Source organism: Streptomyces sp. LaBMicrA B280, from assembly GCF_049222185.1.
Classification (GTDB): Bacteria; Actinomycetota; Actinomycetes; order Streptomycetales; family Streptomycetaceae; genus Streptomyces; species Streptomyces murinus.
This window is the reverse complement of sequence record NZ_JBMJCT010000004.1, coordinates 207,050-227,478: the sequence shown is the minus strand read 5'-3', so window position 1 is coordinate 227,478 and position 20,429 is coordinate 207,050. Positions and strand designations below refer to the sequence as shown.

Annotated in this window: 20 protein-coding genes and 1 pseudogene; 8 read left to right on the top strand and 13 right to left on the bottom strand. The window is 70.1% G+C overall.

Going from position 1 to position 20,429, the window contains the following annotated elements; all coding sequences use genetic code 11:
* The coding region (locus ACLF5H_RS04565) for a transglycosylase domain-containing protein (RefSeq protein ID WP_421674777.1) at positions 1 to 2,529 on the bottom strand (2,529 nt) is incomplete at its 3' end.
* A gap of 830 nt (positions 2,530 to 3,359) precedes the next feature.
* On the opposite strand from ACLF5H_RS04565, the gene ACLF5H_RS04560 reads away from it, so the two are divergent.
* From ACLF5H_RS04560 to ACLF5H_RS04545, 4 genes are read left to right on the top strand one after another with little or no spacing between them, the layout of a single operon-like run.
* Positions 3,360 to 4,160, top strand: a complete 801-nt coding sequence (locus tag ACLF5H_RS04560; RefSeq protein ID WP_421674758.1) for an ABC transporter permease — start codon at positions 3,360 to 3,362, stop codon at positions 4,158 to 4,160.
* Between the two features lie 49 nt (positions 4,161 to 4,209).
* Positions 4,210 to 4,974, top strand: coding sequence for an ABC transporter permease (locus ACLF5H_RS04555; protein WP_421674776.1), 765 nt, complete (start codon positions 4,210 to 4,212; stop codon positions 4,972 to 4,974).
* 6 nt (positions 4,975 to 4,980) lie between these two features.
* Positions 4,981 to 5,943, top strand: a complete 963-nt coding sequence (locus ACLF5H_RS04550; RefSeq protein WP_421674757.1) for an ABC transporter ATP-binding protein — start codon at positions 4,981 to 4,983, stop codon at positions 5,941 to 5,943.
* Positions 5,944 to 5,952: 9 nt separating this feature from the next.
* Positions 5,953 to 6,612: a DUF1707 SHOCT-like domain-containing protein gene (locus ACLF5H_RS04545; RefSeq protein ID WP_421674756.1), complete on the top strand. Its 660-nt coding sequence runs from the start codon at positions 5,953 to 5,955 to the stop codon at positions 6,610 to 6,612.
* Between the two features lie 21 nt (positions 6,613 to 6,633).
* Here ACLF5H_RS04545 and ACLF5H_RS04540 read toward each other — a convergent pair whose 3' ends face one another.
* From ACLF5H_RS04540 to ACLF5H_RS04530, 3 genes are all read right to left on the bottom strand, one after another.
* On the bottom strand, positions 6,634 to 7,020 hold the full coding sequence (locus ACLF5H_RS04540) for a hypothetical protein (protein ID WP_421674755.1): 387 nt from the start codon (positions 7,018 to 7,020) through the stop codon (positions 6,634 to 6,636).
* Between the two features lie 74 nt (positions 7,021 to 7,094).
* Entirely contained in the window at positions 7,095 to 7,832 is a 738-nt protein-coding gene (rph, locus tag ACLF5H_RS04535) for a ribonuclease PH (protein ID WP_421674754.1), read from the bottom strand.
* 98 nt (positions 7,833 to 7,930) lie between these two features.
* On the bottom strand, positions 7,931 to 8,164 hold the full coding sequence (locus ACLF5H_RS04530) for a glucose PTS transporter subunit EIIB (RefSeq protein WP_037651475.1): 234 nt from the start codon (positions 8,162 to 8,164) through the stop codon (positions 7,931 to 7,933).
* 197 nt (positions 8,165 to 8,361) lie between these two features.
* Between ACLF5H_RS04530 and ACLF5H_RS04525 the strand changes: the two genes are divergently transcribed.
* Entirely contained in the window at positions 8,362 to 9,654 is a 1,293-nt protein-coding gene (locus tag ACLF5H_RS04525; RefSeq protein ID WP_421674753.1) for a PTS transporter subunit EIIC, read from the top strand.
* 150 nt (positions 9,655 to 9,804) lie between these two features.
* Positions 9,805 to 11,058 carry a PTS transporter subunit EIIC gene (locus tag ACLF5H_RS04520; protein WP_421674752.1) on the top strand — a complete coding sequence of 418 codons (1,254 nt, stop codon included), beginning with the start codon at positions 9,805 to 9,807 and terminating at the stop codon, positions 11,056 to 11,058.
* An 83-nt stretch (positions 11,059 to 11,141) separates the two neighbouring features.
* On the opposite strand, the gene ACLF5H_RS04515 is transcribed toward ACLF5H_RS04520, so the two are convergent.
* The gene (locus ACLF5H_RS04515; RefSeq protein WP_421674751.1) at positions 11,142 to 11,894 is read right to left on the bottom strand and encodes an MBL fold metallo-hydrolase; all 753 of its coding nucleotides are present in this window, start codon (positions 11,892 to 11,894) and stop codon (positions 11,142 to 11,144) included.
* Between the two features lie 267 nt (positions 11,895 to 12,161).
* Here ACLF5H_RS04515 and ACLF5H_RS04510 point away from each other — a divergent pair.
* Both ACLF5H_RS04510 and ACLF5H_RS04505 read left to right on the top strand, forming a co-directional pair.
* Positions 12,162 to 12,275: pseudogene (locus tag ACLF5H_RS04510) on the top strand (mechanosensitive ion channel domain-containing protein); the annotation flags it as partial.
* A gap of 5 nt (positions 12,276 to 12,280) precedes the next feature.
* Positions 12,281 to 12,700 (top strand): type II toxin-antitoxin system PemK/MazF family toxin, encoded by a 420-nt coding sequence (locus ACLF5H_RS04505; protein ID WP_421674775.1) that lies wholly within the window; start codon positions 12,281 to 12,283, stop codon positions 12,698 to 12,700.
* 16 nt (positions 12,701 to 12,716) lie between these two features.
* Here ACLF5H_RS04505 and ACLF5H_RS04500 read toward each other — a convergent pair whose 3' ends face one another.
* The 8 genes from ACLF5H_RS04500 to clpS form a co-directional block, all read right to left on the bottom strand.
* The gene (locus ACLF5H_RS04500; RefSeq protein ID WP_421674750.1) at positions 12,717 to 13,151 is read right to left on the bottom strand and encodes a hypothetical protein; all 435 of its coding nucleotides are present in this window, start codon (positions 13,149 to 13,151) and stop codon (positions 12,717 to 12,719) included.
* A gap of 177 nt (positions 13,152 to 13,328) precedes the next feature.
* Positions 13,329 to 15,416, bottom strand: a complete 2,088-nt coding sequence (locus tag ACLF5H_RS04495) for a putative Ig domain-containing protein (protein ID WP_421674749.1) — start codon at positions 15,414 to 15,416, stop codon at positions 13,329 to 13,331.
* A 295-nt stretch (positions 15,417 to 15,711) separates the two neighbouring features.
* Entirely contained in the window at positions 15,712 to 16,662 is a 951-nt protein-coding gene (locus ACLF5H_RS04490) for a PLP-dependent cysteine synthase family protein (protein WP_421674748.1), read from the bottom strand.
* A gap of 16 nt (positions 16,663 to 16,678) precedes the next feature.
* Positions 16,679 to 16,957: a MoaD/ThiS family protein gene (locus tag ACLF5H_RS04485; protein ID WP_086808566.1), complete on the bottom strand. Its 279-nt coding sequence runs from the start codon at positions 16,955 to 16,957 to the stop codon at positions 16,679 to 16,681.
* A gap of 196 nt (positions 16,958 to 17,153) precedes the next feature.
* Positions 17,154 to 17,576 (bottom strand): Mov34/MPN/PAD-1 family protein, encoded by a 423-nt coding sequence (locus ACLF5H_RS04480; protein WP_421674747.1) that lies wholly within the window; start codon positions 17,574 to 17,576, stop codon positions 17,154 to 17,156.
* A gap of 145 nt (positions 17,577 to 17,721) precedes the next feature.
* Positions 17,722 to 19,155, bottom strand: a complete 1,434-nt coding sequence (locus ACLF5H_RS04475) for an amino acid permease (RefSeq protein WP_421674746.1) — start codon at positions 19,153 to 19,155, stop codon at positions 17,722 to 17,724.
* A gap of 327 nt (positions 19,156 to 19,482) precedes the next feature.
* On the bottom strand, positions 19,483 to 20,088 hold the full coding sequence (locus ACLF5H_RS04470; protein ID WP_421674745.1) for a DUF2017 domain-containing protein: 606 nt from the start codon (positions 20,086 to 20,088) through the stop codon (positions 19,483 to 19,485).
* Positions 20,089 to 20,100: 12 nt separating this feature from the next.
* Positions 20,101 to 20,418: an ATP-dependent Clp protease adapter ClpS gene (gene clpS, locus ACLF5H_RS04465; protein ID WP_421674744.1), complete on the bottom strand. Its 318-nt coding sequence runs from the start codon at positions 20,416 to 20,418 to the stop codon at positions 20,101 to 20,103.
* Positions 20,419 to 20,429: the final 11 nt, after the last annotated feature.

Below are 20,429 nucleotides of genomic sequence, written 5' to 3'. Positions count from 1 at the left end.
GCCGCCGTCGGTGGGGGTGCCGCTCGGGGTGCCGCCGGGCTCGGTGGAGCCGCCGGTGTCGCCGCCGTCCGTGGTGGCGGACGCGCTGGGGTCGCCGGGGCCGGGCGGCTGCGGCTGGTCCGCGCCCTCCTGGAGCTGGAGGTCGAAGGACGAGGCCGGGGTGTTCTTCAGGGCGTCGCGGGTGTACTGGGCCCAGATCTGGGTGGGCGGGCCGCCACCGTTCATACGGGTCTGGCCGAGCGCGCCGTACAGCGGCATGTGCTTGGCCGTCACCGGGTCCTGGCCCATCACGGAGACCACGGTGGCGAGGTCGGGGGTGTAGCCGGCGAACCAGGCGGCGGTGTCGTTCTCCGCGGTACCGGTCTTACCGGCGGCCACATGGCCCGAGGTCTGCGCGGCGACGGCGGTGCCGCCCTGGACCACGCTCTTCAGCATGGCGGTGGTGGTGTCGGCGGCGGCGCGGCTGACGGCCTGCTTGACGGTGTTGTCGGGCAGCTTGACCTCGTCGGTGCCGTTGCGGGTGATCTTCTTGACCATGGTGTACGTGCCGTGCTTGCCGTGGTTGGCGAGCGTGGCGTATCCCTCCGCCATGTCCAGGACGCTGGCGGTGGCGGGGCCGAGCGCGATGGACGGGTAGGGCTGGAGGTCCGGGGTGTCGGCGGGGATGCCCAGGTCGATCGCGGTCTGCTTGACCTTGCTCGGGCCGACGTCGACGGCCATCTGCGCGTACACGGCGTTCACCGACAGGTCGGTGGCCTTGGTGACGGTGATCTGGCCGTACGACTTCAGGTCCTCGTTCTGCGGGGCGTACGCGCCGCCGCTCCAGCCCTGTACGGGGCGCTCGTTGGTGCCGTCGTACTGGGTGTTCGGGGTGATGCGGCGGCCGTCCTGGGTGGTGGACCCGTTCTGCACGGCGGAGGCGAAGACGAAGGGCTTGAAGGTGGAGCCGACCTGGAAGTCACCGCGGGTCGCGCCGTTGGTGTACTGCTTCACGTAGTCGATGCCGCCGTACATCGCGACGACCTGGCCGGTCTTCGGGTCGACGGAGGCGCCGCCCGCGCGGACGTAGTTGTCGGCCTTGAGGGCCTTCTTGTCCAGCTTGGAGACCAGCTGGTCGTTCACGGCCTTGACGAAGGCGTCCTGCCGGCTCTTCTGGATGGTGGTGGTGATGCGGTAGCCGCCGGCCTCCAGCTGGTCGGAGTCGAGGATGTGGTTGGCGATCAGGTAGTGCTTGACGGCGTCCACGAGGTAGCCGCGCTGGCCGGACATGCCGGTGGACAGCGTCTGCTCCTTCGGCATGGGGAACTTCATCCCGGTGCGCTCGGACTGGCTGAGCCAGCCCTGCTTGACCATGCCGTCCAGGACGTAGTTCCAGCGGGCCACGGCCGCGGACTTGTTCTCCGGGTGCGCGACGACGTCGTACTCGCTGGGCGCGTTGACGAGCGCGGCGAGGTAGGCGGCGCGGGCCGGGTCGAGGTCCTTGGCGTCGCGGCCGTAGTAGGCCTGGGCGGCGGCCTGGATGCCGTAGGCGTTGCGGCCGAAGTAGCTGGTGTTGAGGTAGCCCTCGAGGATCTCGTCCTTGGACTTGTTCCGGTCGAGCTTGATCGAGATGAAGAATTCCTTGGCCTTGCGGGTGACCGTCTGTTCCTGGGCCAGGTAGTAGTTCTTCACGTACTGCTGGGTGATCGTGGAGCCGGACTGCTTGCCCTTGCCGGTGGCGGTGTTCCAGGCGGCGCGGAGCATCGCCTTGGGGTCGATGGCGGACTCGGTGTAGAAGTCGCGGTCCTCGGCGGCCAGTACGGCGTGCTGGGCGTTCTTGGAGATCTCGCCGAGGGTGACCTTCTCGCGGTTCACCTGGCTGTCGCGGGTGTCGCGGGCGATCTGGGAGCCGTCGGCGTAGAGGTAGACGTTGGCCTGCTTGGTGGCGAGGGCGTTGGCGGGCGGGATGTTGACGAGGGAGTAGCCCACGAAGAACAGCCCGACGACCGCGAGCACGAGGAGGACGAAGGTGCCGAGCACCATCTTCCAGGTCGGTACGAGGCGGCGCCATCCGGTGCGCTTGGGCTTCTTGGCCTTGGTCTTGCCCTTGCCCTTGCCCTTGCCCTTGCCGTCGTCCGCGCCGGTGCCGGTGGCGGTGTCCGAGGCGGTGGGGGGCGTCGGGCCGGAGGCGGCACCGGCGGTGGCGTTCGCGGCGCTCGCGGCACCGGCCGTGCCCGCGGCCTTCGCGGTGGCCGCGGCACCGGCGGCTCCTGCTGCCGCCGCGCCGCCCGTGCGGCGGGGGCCGCCCGGCCGGGAGCCGGTCGTGTGGCCGGTGGGTCCGCTCGCGTTCGCCCCGGTCGTGGACGTGCCCGTCGTGGCGGGGCCGCCGGGCTCGCCCTTGCGCGGGGCGTTGACGCGGCGGAGCACCTGGGTCGTCTCGGGTGCCGGTGTGTCCTGGCCGGGCTTGCCGGGCTGACCGGACTGACCGGGCTTGCCGGATCCCTTCGCGGGGTCCCGGGGCTCCCGGGGCGGCGTGACGCGGCGCAGCACCTGGGTGCTCTCGGCGGGCTGTTCGGGGGTACGGGCGCCCGGTACCTGCGGCTTGCCGGTGCCGGTGGGCTTGTCGGTCCCGCCGCGTTCGGCGGTGCCCTCGCCCTCGGCGGCCGTGGCCGCGCCCTTCTCGGTGCGGGCGTCCCGCGCCGCCTGCCGGGCGCGGGCGATGGAGGCCGTACGGTCCTGGGGCGCGGGCACGGCAGCGCGCGCCGCGTCCGCGGTCGCCGTCCCGGAGTCCCGGGTCGCGCCACGGTCACCGGCGGGCGTGTCGTCGGCCTCGCCCCGGGCCTTGCCCGCGCCCCGGGTGCCGTCGGCGCCCTGTGCCTTCCCGGTGGCCTCGGCCGCGCCGGAGCCCTCGGTCAAGGTCGCGTCGTCGGCGCGCCCCTCGGACCCCTCGGCCCGCTCGGGCCTCCCGGTCTTCCCGGATCCCGCGGGCTTCTGTGCCGCCTCGGGCTTATCCGATTCCTCGTCCCTCCCCGATTCCTCGGTGTCCTTCACTCGGCCGGCCCCCTCCGACGGGGTGGTGGGGGATCCCGGCGTCGGGGTCCCGGGCCTCGCAGCCGGCAGCGGCTTATCCGGTGCCACGCCTTCGTTCGGCTGCTGCGGCTGTGGCTCGTCGCTCATGTCGTGCACGGACTCCTGTTTCGCGTCGTACGTCGCCGTACGCCTCGTACGCCTTCTGCGGCCCCCCGTTTGAAGACTCTCGCACCTGGCGTTCCGTTCCCGGATTCCGGCACGCTTCGGCCACAAAATGCGTGGCAGGCCGCCGGGCCTCCGGACTAGGCTCCTGCGCTTCGGTGTCGAGCTGTCCGAGGAGGTCGACTGACGTGGGCGCGGGACGGTTGTACGCGGCCGTCGCGTTAGGGGGATTCAGACGGTACGCGACGTATAGGGCCGCCACTGCGGCAGGGGTCTTCACCAACACGGTCTTCGGGCTCATTCTCGTCTACACCTACAAGGCCCTATGGGACCTGAAACCGCATCTGGGGGGATACGACCAGGCGCAGGCCGTCACCTATGTGTGGCTGGGTCAGGCCTTCCTGTCGACGCTCGCGATCAGTGGCGGGGGCGTCGAGGACGAGCTGATGGAACGCATCCGCACGGGGGATGTGGCGATCGATCTGTACCGGCCGGCCGACCTCCAGCTGTGGTGGCTCTCCGCCGATCTGGGCCGGGCGTTCTTCCAGCTGCTGGGGCGGGGCGTGGTGCCGTTCGTCTTCGGCGCGCTGGTCTTTCCGGCGTACCTGCCGACGGAGCCGGGCACCTGGGCCGCGTTCCTGCTGGCCGTGCTGCTGGCGATGCTGGTCGGCTTCGGCATCCGCTATCTGGTGGCGCTGAGCGCGTTCTGGCTGCTGGACGGCACGGGCGTGAGCCAGATGACGTGGCTGCTCGGCTACTTCTGCTCGGGGATGCTGCTGCCGCTGAACGTGTTCCCGGGGGCGCTCGGCACCGTCGTACGCGCCCTGCCCTGGTCGTCGCTCCTCCAGGCGCCCGCGGACATCCTGCTGGGGCAGGGGGACCCGGGGCGCACCTATCTGTTCCAGGGGGCGTGGGCCGTGGTGCTGCTGGGCGGCGGGCGGCTGCTCCAGTCGGTGGCGACGCGGCGGGTGGTGGTGCAGGGTGGCTGAGCGCGGGCGGCTCGCGGCGGGGGCGCGGGCGTACGGGCTGATCGCGGGGATGTGGATCCGGTCGACGATGACGTACCGGGCGTCGTTCGCCATGACCACGTTCGGGAGTTTCGCGGCGACCTTCTTCGACTTCGTCGCGATCATGCTGATGTTCTCGCGGGTGCGTGCGCTGGGCGGCTGGACGCTGCCCGAAGTGGCGTTCCTGTACGGCCTGTCGGCGGTCTCCTTCGGTCTCGCGGACCTGGTGATCGGCTCGATGGACCGGCTGGGCCGGCGGCTGCGGGACGGCACGCTGGACGCGCTGCTGGTGCGGCCCGCGCCGATACTGGCGCAGGTGGCGGCGGACCGGTTCGCGCTGCGCCGCCTCGGCCGGGTGACCCAGGGCTCGCTGGTGCTGGGCTGGGCGCTGACCCGGCTGGACGTCGACTGGAGTGTGGGGCGGCTGCTGCTGATGCCGGTGGCGCTGCTCGCGGGCTGCGGGATCTTCTGCGCGGTGTTCGTGGCGGGGGCGGCGTTCCAGTTCGTGGCGCAGGACGCGGCGGAGGTGCAGAACGCGTTCACGTACGGCGGTACGACGCTGCTCCAGTACCCGCCGACGGTGTTCGGCCGGGAGCTGGTGCGCGGGGTGACGTTCGTGCTGCCGCTGGCCTTCGTCAACTGGCTGCCCGCGAGTTACCTCCTCGGGCGGCCGTATCCGCTGGATCTGCCGGGCTGGGTGGCCTGGACGACCCCGCTGGTGGCGGCGGGCTGCTGCGCGCTGGCCGGGCTGGCCTGGCGGGCGGGACTTCGTTCGTACCGGAGCACAGGGAGCTAGGGCCTCATGGACGACTTCATCGCGCTGGAGAAGGTGGAGAAGGTCTTCTCGGTGCGCCGCAGGACCGGTTTCCTCAAGCGGGAGCGGCACGAGGTGCGGGCGGTGGACTCGCTGTCGTTCACCGTGGCGCGCGGGGAGATGGTGGGCTACATCGGGCCGAACGGCGCCGGGAAGTCCACCACGGTCAAGATGCTGACCGGCATTCTGACGCCGAGCGGCGGGCGGCTGCGGGTGGCGGGCATCGACCCCTCACGGGAGCGGGCGCGCCTCGCGCACCGCATCGGGGTGGTGTTCGGGCAGCGCACCACTTTGTGGTGGGATCTGCCGCTGCTCGACTCCTACCGGCTGGCCCATCGCATGTACCGCATCCCGGACGCGCGTTACCGGGAGAACCTGGACCGGCTGGTCGAGCTCCTGGAGCTGCGGACCCTGTTGGACACGCCGGTGCGTCAGCTGTCGCTGGGGCAGCGGATGCGCGGGGACATCGCGGCGGCGCTGCTGCACGATCCGGAGGTGCTGTACCTGGACGAGCCGACGATCGGTCTGGACGTCGTCTCCAAGGCCAAGGTGCGGGGGTTCCTGCGGGAGTTGAACGCCGTGAGCGGTACGACCGTGCTGCTGACCACCCATGACCTCCAGGACATCGAGCAGTTGTGCTCCCGGGTGATGGTGATCGACCAGGGCCGGCTGGTGTACGACGGCGCGCTCACGGGGCTGCACGAGGCCGGGGAGAGTGAGCGGACCCTGGTGGTGGACCTGGAGCGGGAGCTGCCGCCGGTGGATGTGCCGGCGGCGCGGGTGGTGCGGGTGGAGGGGCCCCGGCAGTGGCTGGCGTTTCCGGCGGGGCAGTCGGCGGCGCCGCTGGTCGCGGATCTCGCGGCGAGGTATCCGCTGGTGGACCTGTCGGTGCGGGAGCCGGACATCGAGGCCGTCATCGCGAAGATGTACGCGGAGAAGGCGGTCTCGTAGGCTGCTGCCATGACCGACGACGCACGTCCCGAACTCCGCGCCTCCGACACCGACCGGGAACGGGTCGCCGAGGTGTTGCGCGACGCCCTCGCCGAAGGGCGCCTCGACATGGGTGAGTTCGAGGAACGGCTGGAGGCGACGTACGCGGCGCGTACGTACGGCGAGCTGGTCCCGATCACCCGTGACCTGCCCGCGGGCTCGGCCCCCGCGCCGGTCTCCTTCAGCAAGGCGCCGGTTCAGGGCGACGACTGGGCCTCTCGCATCGTCGGCGGGGAGGGCTCGTCCTCGGGTGGCATCGCCATCCTGTCCGGCTTCGAGCGCAAGGGCCGCTGGACCGTGCCCAAGCGCTTCAAGTGCTTCGCGTTCCTGGGCGGCGCCAACCTCGATCTGCGTGACGCGAACTTCGCCGACCGCGAGGTGCAGATCAACATCGTGGCCCTGCTGGGCGGCGCGCAGATCACCGTGCCGCCGGGTGTCGAGGTCGTCGTACGCGGTCTGGGCATCATGGGCGCGTTCGAACACCCGCGGGACGAGGGCCTCGCGGACCCGGGCGCCCCGAGGGTGGTCATCGGGGGCTTCGCGTTCTGGGGCGGGGTGGGGGTGGAGCGCAAGGCGGGCAAGCGGTCGCTGAAGCGCGGCCCGAAGGGGCGCGGGGAGCTGCTCGACTAGCCGGGACGGGCCCGCGGCCGACTACTTCGCGCACCCCTTCGTCAGCTCCCCCGCCGCGTCCGTCACCGGTCCGACGTCCGGCGTCCGGTCCCCGTTACGGATGGCCGTACGAACATGGCCCACGGCCTTGTCCAGATCGTCCACCGCCTTGTTGACATCGGCGTCGTCCGTCTTGTCGCCGATCTTCCGCACGTTCTTCTCGATCGTGTCGAGCGCGGAATCGGCCCGCCCGGGGTCGTGCGCGGCGTTCTCCACCGCCTGCTGAAGATCCGTGACGCCGTCGGCGATGGTGTCGGCGGTGTGCACACAGTCCATCGCCTTGTGCACGGCGCCGCAGCCGCCGACGAGGCCTGCGGTGAGCGCGGCGGTCGCCATGACGGCGGCGAGACGGCCTCGGCTGGCGGCCATGATGATGTTCCCCTCCCCGGGTGTCCCTCTACTGCGTAGAGGTAGGACGCGGGGAGGGGCCGGCAGGTTGCCCGTCAGGGGGCGAGCACGGCTTCCAGGGCCGCCCGCTGGTGCGCGGCCAGCGCGTCGCAGCCGCCGACCGCGAGGTCGAGCAGCGCGTTCAGCTCGTCGCGGGCGAACGGCTCGGCCTCGGCGGTGCCCTGGACCTCGACGAAGCGGCCGTCGCCGGTGCAGACGACGTTCATGTCGGTCTCGGCGCGCACGTCCTCCTCGTAGCAGAGGTCGAGGAGGGGGACGCCGCCGACGATGCCGACGGAGACCGCGCTGACCGTGCCGGTCAGCGGCTGCCGGCCGGCCTTGATCAGCTTCTTGCCCTGCGCCCAGGTGACGGCGTCGGCGAGGGCGACGTACGCGCCGGTGATGGCCGCCGTGCGGGTGCCGCCGTCGGCCTGGAGGACGTCGCAGTCGAGGACGATGGTGTTCTCGCCGAGCGCCTTGTAGTCGATGACGGCGCGCAGGGAGCGGCCGATGAGGCGGGAGATCTCGTGGGTGCGGCCGCCGATGCGGCCCTTGACCGACTCGCGGTCGCCGCGGGTGTTGGTGGCGCGGGGCAGCATGGAGTACTCCGCGGTGACCCAGCCCTCGCCGCTGCCCTTGCGCCAGCGCGGGACGCCCTCGGTGACGGAGGCGGTGCAGAAGACCTTGGTGTCGCCGAAGGAGACGAGGACGGAGCCCTCGGCGTGCTTGCTCCATCCGCGTTCGATGGTGACCGGGCGGAGCTGATCGGGGGTACGGCCGTCGATGCGAGACATGACATGGAGCCTAGCCGTAGATACGGAAGGGGCTCCTCCCGCGTCGGGAGGAGCCCCTTACCGGTGAATCCCGGCAGAACCCGTACGGGTCCCGGGGTTCACATCATGTCTTCGATCTCCGCGGCGATCGGGTCGGCGTCGGTGCCGATGACGACCTGGACGGCGGTGCCCATCTTGACGACACCGTGGGCACCGGCGGCCTTCAGGGCGGCGTCGTTCACGAGCGAGGGGTCGGACACCTCGGTGCGCAGGCGGGTGATGCAGCCCTCGATCTCCTCGATGTTGTCGATCCCGCCGAGGCCGGCGACGATCTTCTCAGCCTTGCTGGCCATGTTGCTTCTCCCCTGATCCGAACCGCTTTGTCGCAGTAACCCACAGTTGGCCCATCTTCGCGAGCGGTCATGCCGTCCGTGCCGAAAGATGGCGTTCACGACAGCGGAACCGTCCGGGCAACTGGTCTACACCAGCGGAGGGACGGTCGCCAAACCGCGCCCGAGTCGAGTGGCCGCCGAGTGGCCGGAGGACGCCCATGAGCGAGGGGAGCGCGACGGGGGGTGTGGCGCGGGAGCGCTGGGGCCGGTTGTTCCAGGGGCTGCAGAAGATGGGGCGCAGCCTCCAGCTGCCGATCGCGGTGCTGCCGGCGGCGGGGCTGCTGATCGGGCTCGGGCAGCAGGGCGTGGTGGGCGCCGACGGGCTGGGCTGGACGACGGTCGCGAAGGTGATGCGGGGCGCGGGCGGGGCGCTGCTGGACGGTTCGCTGGGGTTGCCGCTGCTGTTCTGTGTGGGCGTGGCCATCGGGATGGCGAAGAAGGCGGACGGCTCCACGGCGCTCGCGGCGGTGGCGGGCTTTCTCGTCTACTACGGGGTGCTGCACCAGTTCCCCGAGGACTGCCCGGCCGGTTCGACGGCGCTGGCGGGGATCGGCTGCCGGGCCGGGGACGGGACGGTGGCGGCGTTCACCTTCCAGAATCCGGGGGTCTTCGGCGGGATCGTGCTGGGTCTGCTGGCCGCGTTCCTGTGGGCGCGGTTCCACCGGACGCGGCTGGTGGACTGGCTGGGCTTCTTCAACGGACGCCGTCTGGTGCCGATCCTCATGGCGTTCGCGGCGATCCTGTTCGCGGCGCTGTGCCTGTGGGTGTGGCCGCCGGTCGGTGCGGGGCTGGAGAGCTTCAGCCACTGGCTGCACGCGGCCGGGGCGTGGGGGGCGGGGCTGTTCGGTGTCACCAACCGGGCGCTGCTGGTGGTGGGCCTGCACCAGTTCCTGAACGTGCCCATCTGGTTCCAGTTCGGCAGTTACACCCAGCCGGACGGGACGGTGGTGCACGGTGACATCAGCATGTTCCTTGCGGGCGATCCGCACGCGGGGCAGTTCACCTCGGGCTTCTTCCCGATCATGATGTTCGCGCTGCCGGCCGCGGCGCTGGCGATCACGCACTGCGCGAAGCCGCATCGCCGCAAGGAGGTCGGGGGGCTGATGCTGTCGGTGGCGCTGACGTCGTTCGTCACCGGTATCACCGAGCCGATCGAGTACTCGTTCATGTTCATCGCGCCCCTCCTGTACGCGATCCACGCGGTGCTGACCGGGGTGTCGATGGCGGTGACCTGGGCGCTCGGGGTGCACGACGGCTTCAGTTTCTCGGCGGGGCTGATCGACTACGTCATCAACTGGCATCTGGCGACCAAGCCGTGGCTGATCATCCCGATCGGCCTGTGCTTCGCGGTGGTCTACTACGCCGTCTTCCGCTTCGCCATCACCCGCTTCGACCTCAAGACCCCGGGCCGCGAGCCGGAGGCGGAGGTCGAGGACGTGACCGGACTCTGACTCCCCCGGCCCGCCCGCGCGGCGGCCCCGCCCTGCACGGCGCGTAGCGCTCCGGTCGCGGAATTCGTGGTTCCTTACGGCACCTTCATCGTGCTACAACAGGTCTACACCAGTGAGTGGTGTAGACCACCACCCGATGGAGGACGACGTATGAGCACCGCCACCGCCACGGCGGCCCCCGCAAAGAAGCGGGGAGCGGGCCTGTTCCAGGGCCTGCAGAAGATCGGCCGGAGCCTTCAGCTCCCGATCGCCGTACTGCCGGCCGCGGGCATCATGGTCCGACTGGGCCAGGATGACATCTTCGGCAAGGACGGCCTCGGCTGGGACAAGGTCGCGACCGTCTTCAACGCGGCCGGCGGTGCCCTGACCGGCTCGCTCCCGCTGCTGTTCTGCATAGGCGTGGCGATCGGCTTCGCCAAGAAGTCCGACGGTTCCACCGCCCTGGCCGCGGTGGTCGGCTTCCTCGTCTACAGCAAGGTGCTCCAGGCCTTCCCCCTGGTCGACCAGCACGTGGACGCCCACGGCAAGATCGTGGACGCCACCTACAACGACCCCGGTGTCCTCGGCGGCATCATCATGGGTCTGCTGGCGGCCGTGATGTGGCAGCGCTTCCACCGCACCAAGCTGGTGGACTGGCTCGGCTTCTTCAACGGCCGCCGCCTGGTGCCGATCCTGATGGCCTTCGTCGGCACGCTGGTCGGCGTCTTCTTCCTCCTGATCTGGGAGCCCATCGGCAAGGGCATCACGCACTTCGGCGAGTGGATGACCGGCCTCGGGGCCGTCGGCGCCGCGCTGTTCGGTCTGGTCAACCGCGGTCTGATCCCGATCGGCATGCACCAGTTCGTGAACACGGTGGCCTGGTTCCAGATCGGCGACTTCAAGAAGGCGTCCGGCGAGGTCGTCCACGGCGACATCACCCGGTTCCTCGCGGGCGACCCGTCCGCCGGTCTCTTCCAGTCCGGCTTCTTCCCGATCATGATGTTCGGCCTGCCGGCCGCCGCCCTCGCGATCGCGCACTGCGCCCGGCCCGAGCGCCGCAAGGTCGTCACCGGCATGATGGTCTCCCTCGCGCTGACCTCCTTCGTCACCGGTGTCACCGAGCCGATCGAGTTCTCGTTCATGTTCATCGCGCCGCTGCTGTACGTGGTCCACGCCGTGCTCACCGCGGTGTCCATGGCCGTGACATGGGGGCTGGGCGTGCACGCCGGCTTCAACTTCTCCGCCGGCTTCATCGACTACGCGCTCAACTGGCATCTGGCGACCAAGCCATGGCTGATCATCCCGATCGGACTGGTCTTCGGCGCGGTGTACTACGCCGTCTTCCGCTTCGCGATCATCAAGTTCGACCTGAAGACGCCGGGCCGCGAGCCCGAGGAAGAGGTGGAGGACCTCACGAAGGCGTGAGGCCGCTCCGTACGACCTGACGAAGGCCCCGGAACCGACCAGGTTCCGGGGCCTTCGTGCGCGTACCGGCTCCTACCGGACCCTCAGATCTCGTACACCGCGCCGCGCGCGGCCAGCTCCACCGGGCCGGGGAACGCCTCGCGGGCGTCGCGGAGGTTGATCTCCGGGTCGGTCCAGGGGGCGATGTGGGTCAGGACCAGGCGGCGGGCGGCGGCGCGGGTGGCGGTTTCGCCGGCCTCGCGGCCGTTGAGGTGGAGATCGGGGATGTTCTCCTTGCCGTACGTGAACGCGGCCTCGCACAGGAACAGGTCGGTGTCCCGGGCCAGCTCGTCCAGTGCGGGGGTGACCCCGGTGTCCCCGGAGTACGTGAGGGATCTGCCCCCGTGCTCGATCCGGATCGCGAACGCCTCCACGGGGTGGCGGACCCGGTCGGTGTGCACCGTGAAGGGGCCGATCTCGAACGTGGCCGGCTTGACGGTGCGGAAGTCGAAGACCTCGCTCATCGCGGAGGCGGCAGGCGTGTCGCCGTGCGCCGTGGTCAGCCGGTGCTCGGTGTGCTCAGGCCCGTAGACCGGCAGCGCCGCGCAGCGGCCGCCGTCATGGCGGTAGTAGCGGGCGACGAAGTACCCGAGCATGTCGATGCAGTGATCGGCGTGCAGATGGCTGAGGAAGATCGCGTCGAGGTCGTAGAGACCGCAGTGGCGCTGCATCTCGCCCAGGGCGCCGTTGCCCATGTCGAGAAGCAACCGGAAGCCGTCGGCCTCGACGAGGTAGCTCGAGCAGGCCGATTCCGCGGACGGGAACGACCCCGAGCAGCCGACGACGGTGAGCTTCATGAAGCAGAAACCTCCGTAGGCGAAGACAGGTGGGCCGAGGGTCCTCATGGGGGGCGAGGAACCTCGAAAAAGGGCTGACGGGGGTCGTGCGGTCCGTCGAGCGTACGGCGCCCGGGCGCGGGCCGCTCCTCTGCCAGGGGCCGTTGTGGGCGAACTCACCTGTGCTGTCACCGGTTCGGCTGGTGCCCGGGGCGCACGGGATCCGTACAAGGGCGCGCGCCCGGCGCCGCGCGCCGGTAACGTCGTCGTATGGACACGTCCTGGTGGCTGGCGCTCGCGCTTCAGGACACCCTCGCGAACCTCTTCGCGGGCGTCCACATCCTGGCGTCCAAGACCGTCCAGCCGGGCGACTACATCCAGCTGAGCAGCGGTGCGCCGGGCGGCGGCTGCGGCCACCGGGCCGGGCGGGCAGCAGGCCCCGGCAGGCCGGGGCCGCCCTCGGCGGGCGCCCGTCACCGGGCGACATCTGGTGGGCGAACGTCCCGTACGAGGACCGCGCAGAATCCAATGGGGCCGCGCGCAGCGCGTCGGACAGGGTGGCGGCGGGCGACGGGCGGGCGAAGGACCGGCCCTGTCTGGTGCTGGCCGTGCGCGGGGACCGGGCCACGGTCGCGAAGATCACCACCAAGTACCACGACGAGCGCGCCGGGGTGATCCCGCTGCCGCCCGGCGCGGTGGGCGACGCGCGGGGCCGCCCGAGCTTCCTGCAGACCGACGAGCTGCGCGAGGTGCCGGTCGGTGACTTCCGCCGCCGGGTGGGGGTGGTCGACCCGGTCCTGTGGGACCAGGTGCGCCACCTCGCCTAGAAACGGTGCGGACCGGTCAGCCGCTCTTCACCGTCACGGTGACCGTCCACTCCTGGATGCCCTTGCAGGACATCTGGCCGGGGGCGGTCGCGCACATGGGGCGGGAGGACGTCAGCTTCCCGGTGCCGGGCGCGCTCGCGTGGTAGGCGGCCTCGGCGGTGCCCGGCCGGACGACAAGGCCGGAGTTGATCGCCTTGAGGGCGCCGCCGGTGACCGCGACCGGCTTCCAGGGGCGCTCCTTCGTGCCGCCGAGGCTCAGCCGTACCTCTCCGCCCTTGGCCACGCAGACGGTACGACCGCTGTCGGCGGCGGTCAGCCGCACGTCGTTGCGGCACACCGGGCCGCCGGGGGCCGGGGAGACCTTGGCGCTGCCGGTGGGGGTGGTGTGGGTGCCGCAGCCCGCGAGGAGCAGGGGGGTGGCCGCGAGGGCGAGAAGTGTCGTACGGCGCATGGGGGGACCGCCTTTCTGCGGGGCCGCCGGTTGGCCCGCCTGGTACGGATGGGACGTACCGCGACCGCGAACGGATCCCGCCATCAGGCAAAGTACCGGCCAACGAACGGATCCCGCACGCGGAGTTCCGCGTGCGGGATCACAGGGTGGTTCAGGTGATGCGGGTGGTGCGGGTGATCAGCTGGTGGTCACGGACGCGTCGTCCACGACGAAGCTGGTCTGCAGCGAGGAGTCCTCGACGCCGTTGAACTTCAGGGTGACCGTCTGGCCCGCCAGCGAGGACAGGTCGAAGGTCTTCTGGGCGTAGCCCGTCGCCTTGTTCAGGTTCGAGTACGACGCCAGGGTGGTCGAACCGGCGGTGACCGTCAGCTTGTCGTACGCGGTGCTGGTGGTGGTCTCGGCGGAGTCGATGTGCAGGTAGAAGGACAGGGTCGCCTTGCAGCCCGCGGGGATCGTCACCGACTGGGAGAGGCTGTCGGTGTGCGAGGTGCCGTAGCCGTCCATCCACGCCTTGTACGAGCCGCCGTGCGCGGCCTCACCGGTGTCGTTGGTGATGACACCGCTGGAGGCGGTCCAGCCGGTGTTGCCCGACTCGAAGCCCGGGTTGGCCAGCAGCTGCGAGGAGGTGCAGCCGCCGCCACCGCCGCTGGTGCTCACGGTCCAGGTGAAGGAGGCGGAGCCGGTGGCGCCGGTGGAGTCGGTCGCGGTGACGGTGACCTGGTAGGTGCCCGCGGTGGACGCGGTACCGGAGATCACGCCGGTGGAGCTGTTGATCGACAGGCCGGTCGGCAGGCCGGAGGCGCTGTAGGTCAGGGCCGCGCCCGCGCTGTCGGAAGCCTTCACGGAGAGGCTCACGGAGCTGCCGGTCGTGGTGGACTGGCTGCCCGGGTTGGTGACGGAGACGGTGTTGCCACCGGTGCTGCCACCCGAGGTGAAGGCGGCGGTGCCGTTCGGGGTGCCCCAGCCGGTCGGACCGTCGTAGCCGGTCTGCGCCTTGCAGTAGTACGCCGTGGAGCAGGAGCCGTTGGAGCCGCTCGTCACGTCGTTCAGGTTGCTGGTGTGGCTGTAGGGGTACTTCGCCGGGTAGTCACTGGAACCCGGGGTGCCCGCGAGCGCGTAGACGCTGGCGATGATCGGCGAGGAGGCGCTGGTGCCGCCGTAGACCGCCCAGCCGCCGCTGTAGGTGTCGTAGACCGCCACGCCGGTGGCCGGGTCGGCGACCGCGGAGACGTCGGACTCCATGCGCTTGGAGCAGCCCGTGTCGGTCTGCCAGCTCGGCTTGGCGTCGTACGCCGAGCAGCCGGAGCCGGTGCCCTCGGTGGAGCTGGTGTTCCACACCGACTCGCTCCAACCGCGGGAGTTGGAGGCGGTGTTGAGGGCGGTGCCGCCGACGGCGGTCACGTACTGCGAGGTCGCCGGGTACTCGGCACCGTAGCCCTCGTCACCGGCGGAGACGGTGATCGCGACGCCCGGGTGCTTGAAGTACTGGGTGTCCTCGCTGGTCTGCGAGGAGTCCTCGGAGCCGCCCCAGCTGTTGGAGACGAACTTGGCGCCGAGCGAGACGGCCTCGTTCTCGGCGGTGCCCAGGTCCGCGTCGGTGGCCGAGTTGGCCTCGACGAGAACGATGTTGCAGTTCGGGCAGACCGCGCTGACCATGTCGATGTCGAGCATCTCTTCGCCGGACCAGCCACTGTCGTTGGTCGGCAGCGAGGTGGTGGAGCCGGTCTGGCTGACCTGCTTGAAGCAGCCGTTGGCCTTGGTGCAGGCGGAGAGGCCGTACTGGGACCGGTAAGTGGCCAGGTCCGACTCGGCGTTGGGGTCGTTGTAGGCGTCGACGATGCCCACGGTCATGCCCGAACCGGCCGCGGTGGGCAGGTTGTAGGCGCTGTGCAGGTTGGCCGGGGAGAGGCCGGAGGGCGTGGCGTTCGGCGAGATCGCCGCGGCCAGCTTGCTCTTGATGTCCGTGCGGCGCTGGGCGAAGCAGGACGCGTGGCCCGGCGTGTGGTCCGAGGCACACACATGGGTCGTGGGCACCTTCTGACCGGCCTTGCCGGTCGAGTGGAACGCCTGGCGCTGGGGGTCGGTCAGCGCCTTGTTGTTCGTGGTGACCTTGCTGGTCGCCGGGTGGGCCGCGACGGCGGGCTGGGCCGCGCCGGCCGTCGGCGCGGCGGCGAATCCGGCGACGGTCAGGGAGAGAGCGGGAAAGGCGACGGCCAGAAGTCTTCGGGCACTTCGGGTTCGCCCGCTCGGGCGTGACTCACGCATGTGGGTACTGCCTCCATCGGGAAGTGGGGTTTCTCGCACTGGTTGGCAGCCCGTGACGCGCGTAGCGGCGACCACGCAGTCATGAGCATGACACCTCAGACACTCTCCATGTCGCTGAACGTGACATGACAGGGTGCGGGAGGAACCTAGCCCCGGACACCGACCACCGGGCAGTGCCAGAAGGATTTCTTTGCTTCCCCATAGGAACGGCTTAGCCCCCTCGTGAGAGGGGGCTGGCGATCACTTGAGACGTAACGCGGCCGAAACCGACGCCCCTGAACCGGCGCTCCGGGACCTACGCCCAGAGCTGGCCCTGGAGGGTGTCGACGGCGGCTTCCGTGGTGGGTGCCGTGTAGACGCCCGTGGACAGGTACTTCCAGCCGCCGTCGGCCACGACGAAGACGATGTCGGCGGACTCCCCCGCCCTCACCGCCTTGTTGCCGACGCCGATCGCGGCATGGAGGGCCGCGCCCGTGGAGATGCCCGCGAAGATGCCCTCCTGCTGGAGGAGTTCACGGGTGCGGGTGACCGCGTCGGCGGAGCCCACCGAGAAGCGGGTGGTGAGGACCGAGGCGTCGTACAGCTCGGGCACGAAGCCCTCGTCCAGGTTGCGCAGGCCGTAGACCAGGTCGTCGTAGCGCGGCTCGGCGGCCACGATCCTGATGTCCGGCTTGTGCTCGCGCAGGTAGCGGCCCACGCCCATCAGGGTGCCCGTGGTGCCGAGACCCGCGACGAAGTGGGTGATCGAGGGCAGGTCGGCGAGGATCTCCGGGCCCGTCGTGGCGTAGTGCGCGCCCGCGTTGTCCGGGTTGCCGTACTGGTAGAGCATCACCCAGTCCGGGTGCTCGGCCGAGATCTCCTTGGCCCTCCGCACCGCGGTGTTGGAGCCGCCCGCGGCCGGCGAGGAGATGATCTCCGCGCCCCACATGGCGAGCAGGTCCCGGCGCTCCTGGGAGGTGTTCTCCGGCATCACGCACACCATCCGGTACCCCTTGAGCTTGGCCGCCATGGCCAGCGAGATACCGGTGTTGCCGGAGGTCGGCTCCAGGATGGTGCAGCCGGGGGTGAGCCGGCCGTCCTTCTCCGCCTGCTCGATCATGTGCAGCGCGGGCCGGTCCTTGACCGAGCCGGTGGGATTGCGGTCCTCCAGCTTCGCCCAGATCCGGACCTCGGGGGACGGCGACAGCCGCGGCAGGCGCACCAGAGGGGTGTTGCCCACCGCGGCCAGCGGGGAGTCGTAGCGCATGCTGCTCAGCGGCCGATCAGCGCATGCCACCGGCGACGGCCGGCAGGATCGTCACGCTGTCGCCGTCCGACAGCTTGGTGTTGATGCCGTCCAGGAAGCGGACGTCCTCGTCGTTCAGGTAGACGTTGACGAACCGGCGCAGCTGGTCGCCGTCCACGATGCGGGCCTGGATGCCCGCGTGCCGGCTCTCCAGGTCGGTGAACAGCTCGGCGAGGGTGTTCCCGCTGCCCTCCACGGCCTTCTGGCCGTCGGTGTACGTGCGGAGGATGGTCGGGATGCGGACCTCGATGGCCATGTTGCGGGCTCCTGTCGGAAGGGTCTTCGGGGGCTGCGGGCTCGGTACGTCAGCCGAGGGGCACCGAGGGGCACACCACCGTCAGAAGCCGAGGGCGCGCACCACAGTCGTAACCATGGGCTCATCGTATCGATTCCCGGTCAGTGGACCGGAATGTGATCCCACCTGGCGGACGGATCTCGGTCGGATGCTGAGATCAGTAGGTTTCGACGACCCTGACCTCCTCCTCGGTGACCTCTCCGTCCACGATCCGGAAGGATCGGAACTGGAAGTCGCCGAGGCCGTCCGTGTCGGCCGTGGACACCAGGACGTAGTGGGCACCGGGCTCATTGGCGTACGAGATGTCCGTGCGCGAGGGGTACGCCTCGGTCGCGGTGTGCGAGTGGTAGATGACCACCGGCTCCTCGTCGCGGTCGTCGAGCTCGCGGTAGAGCTTGAGCAGATCGCCGGAGTCGAACTCGTAGAAGGTCGGCGACATGGCCGCGTTCAGCATCGCGATGAACCGCTCGGGGCGGTCCGCGCCGGCCGGGCCCGCGACGACGCCGCACGCCTCGTCGGGGTGGTCCTTGCGGGCGTGGGCGACGATCTGGTCGTACAGGGCCTGGGTGAGGGTCAGCATGGGGGTCAGGATAAGCAGAGAGCCGCCTCGTACCGAGGGATGGTACGAGGCGGCTCGCATGCTGGACGTCCTTGAGCGGCGGCCGCCGGGGGCGCCACGAGTGCTCCCGGCGGCCGGACGTCCCGGTGAGGGTCCGGCGGTGGCGTCAGCGCTTGGCGAAGGCCGCGGCCTGCGGGTTGCGGCGCTTGAGCACCGCGTAGGAGACGCCGAGGATCACACCCCACAGCGGCGCGCAGTACAGCGAGACCCGGGCGTCCTTGTCGATGCCCATCAGCACGATCACCATGCCGATGAACAGCAGGGAGAGCACGCTGGCGTACGGGGCGCCGGGGGCCCGGAACTCCGAGCGGGGCAGGAGCCCGCGGTCGGACGCCCTCCGGTAGCGGATGTGGCAGATCAGGATGACGATCCACGCCCACATGCCGGAGATGGTCGCGAAGGAGACGACGTAGTCGAACGCCTTGCCCGGCCACTGGTAGTTGATCCAGACACCGACGAGCATCAGCGCGGCGGAGAACGTGGTGCCGACGAGCGGGGTACCGCTGCGGGTCAGCCGGGTGAACAGCTGGGGGCCCTGGTTGTTGAGCGCCAGGTCACGCAGCATGCGGCCGGTGGAGTACATGCCGGAGTTGCAGGAGGACAGCGCGGCGGTCAGCACCACGAAGTTGACGATACCGGCGCCGACGGACAGGCCCATCTTCTGGAAGGCGGCCACGAAGGGACTCACCCCCGGGTGGAACTCGGTCCAGGGCACCACCGACAGGATCATGATCAGCGCGCCGACGTAGAAGACGGCGATCCGCCACGGCACGGTGTTGATCGCCTTGGGCAGCACCTTCTTGGGGTCCTTGGACTCGCCCGCGGTCACACCGACCAGCTCGACGGCGAGGAAGGCGAACATGACCATCTGAAGCGTCATCAGGGTGCCGCCGACGCCGTGCGGGAAGAAGCCGCCCTGGTTCCACAGGTGGGCGACCGAGGCGGTGTCGCCCGCGTCGGAGAAGCCGACCGTCAGGATGCCCGCGCAGATCAGGATCATGCCGATGATCGCGGTCACCTTGACCATGGAGAACCAGAACTCCAGCTCACCGAAGAGCTTCACGGAGATCAGGTTGGCGGCGTAGAGCACGAACGTGAAGATCAGCGCCGAGGCCCATTGCGGAATGTCGAACCAGTACGTCATGTAGGCGGCCGCGGCGGTGACCTCGGTGATGCCGGTGACCACCCAGAACAGCCAGTACGTCCAGCCGGTGACAAAGCCCGCGAAGGGGCCGATGAACTCGCGCGCGTACTCCGAGAACGAACCGGAGACCGGGCGGTACATCAGCAGTTCGCCGAGCGCGCGCATGATGAAGAAGATGACGAGGCCCGCGACGGCGTACGCCAGGATGAGGCTGGGTCCCGCCTTGGAGATGCCCTTGCCCGCGCCGAGGAACAGACCGGTGCCGATGGCGCCGCCGATGGCGATCATCTGGATCTGACGAGAGCCGAGCCCGCGCTGATAACCCTCGCCCTCGCCGCCCTCCGCCGACACGGGCTCCGTGCCGTCGGAATGCTGGTCGACCTGCGCTGAGGTCATGGTGGTGCGCCTTTCTCCATTCCGATCCGTGCCTTTCGTCGGCCGCGGACCGGGTTTCGAATCCCCCCGGATTGATGGAGTTGATGCCTGGCCGACGGTCGTCGGCTCGGTGGCGCACCCGGCGGACAAGGGTGGTGTTCGCCGGGCGGTCGTGAAGATTTATCACGACCGCAATATTGATCGCGGGATGGAAATGTGGCGCGCTTCACAGGGAAAAGCGGACAAAGAGCGAGCGAATACGGCAAACCCGGCCGCAAGGGTGACGGGATCGTTATCCGGATTTGAGCGTCCGCTGAGCGGACGCACAAATCACCGGGTTCGCCGGAATCACGGCATAAGGGTCAGAACCAGGGTCTCCTGGAGGCTGCCCAGCCACAGATAGGCCATCACCGTCGGCTTGCGCGGGTCCGCGTCGGGGAGCCGGTAGAGCAGCTCGGTGTCGTCGTCGTCCGCGATCTCCAGCCGGGAGCCGATCGCGAGGCGCAGATCATTGAGCGAGCAGAGCCAGCGCCGGGACTCCTCGGGCGACAGCTTCAGCACGGCGCCGCCCTCGTCCACCGGGGCGAGCGCGTCGAGGCTCCGGATCACCGCGAGGGCGTTCTCCCGCTTGCCGGCCCTGAGGTCGTTCTCCGTGAAGCGGCGGAACTCGGCGGAGTGCGCGCGCCGCTCCTCGGCCTGGGCGGGCGAGTCCGGGGCCTTCTCCGGGTCGCTGTAGGCGTCCGGGAAGAGCCGGCGCAGCACCGGGTCGGCGGGCGGCTCGCTCGGGCCCTGCGCGAACAGCTCGGCGAGCGGGTCGCTGGGGGCGTCCGCGCCGGGGCCCGGTCCGATCAGCTCCAGGAGCTGGACGGCCAGCGAGCGGATGATGGAGATCTCGACGTCGTCGAGTGCGACGGCCGCGCCGCCGCCGGGGAGCGGTTCGAATTGTCCGGGCATGGGATGGGGTCGCTACTTCCGGTCCTGCTGGAGGGTGGCCCACAGACCGTAGCCGTGCATCGCCTGCACGTCGCGCTCCATCTCCTCGCGGGTTCCGCTGGAGACGATCGCCCGGCCCTTGTGGTGGACATCGAGCATGAGCTTGGTGGCCTTGTCCTTGGAGTAGCCGAAGTACGTCTGGAAGACGTACGCCACATAGCTCATGAGGTTGACCGGGTCGTTGTGCACGATGGTGACCCAGGGGACGTCGGGCTCGGGTACGGCGAAGACCTCCTCCGCCGACTCGGTGCGTTCGATCTCTACGGGCGCGGGTGACGTCACAGTGCCCATGCTGCCACGTG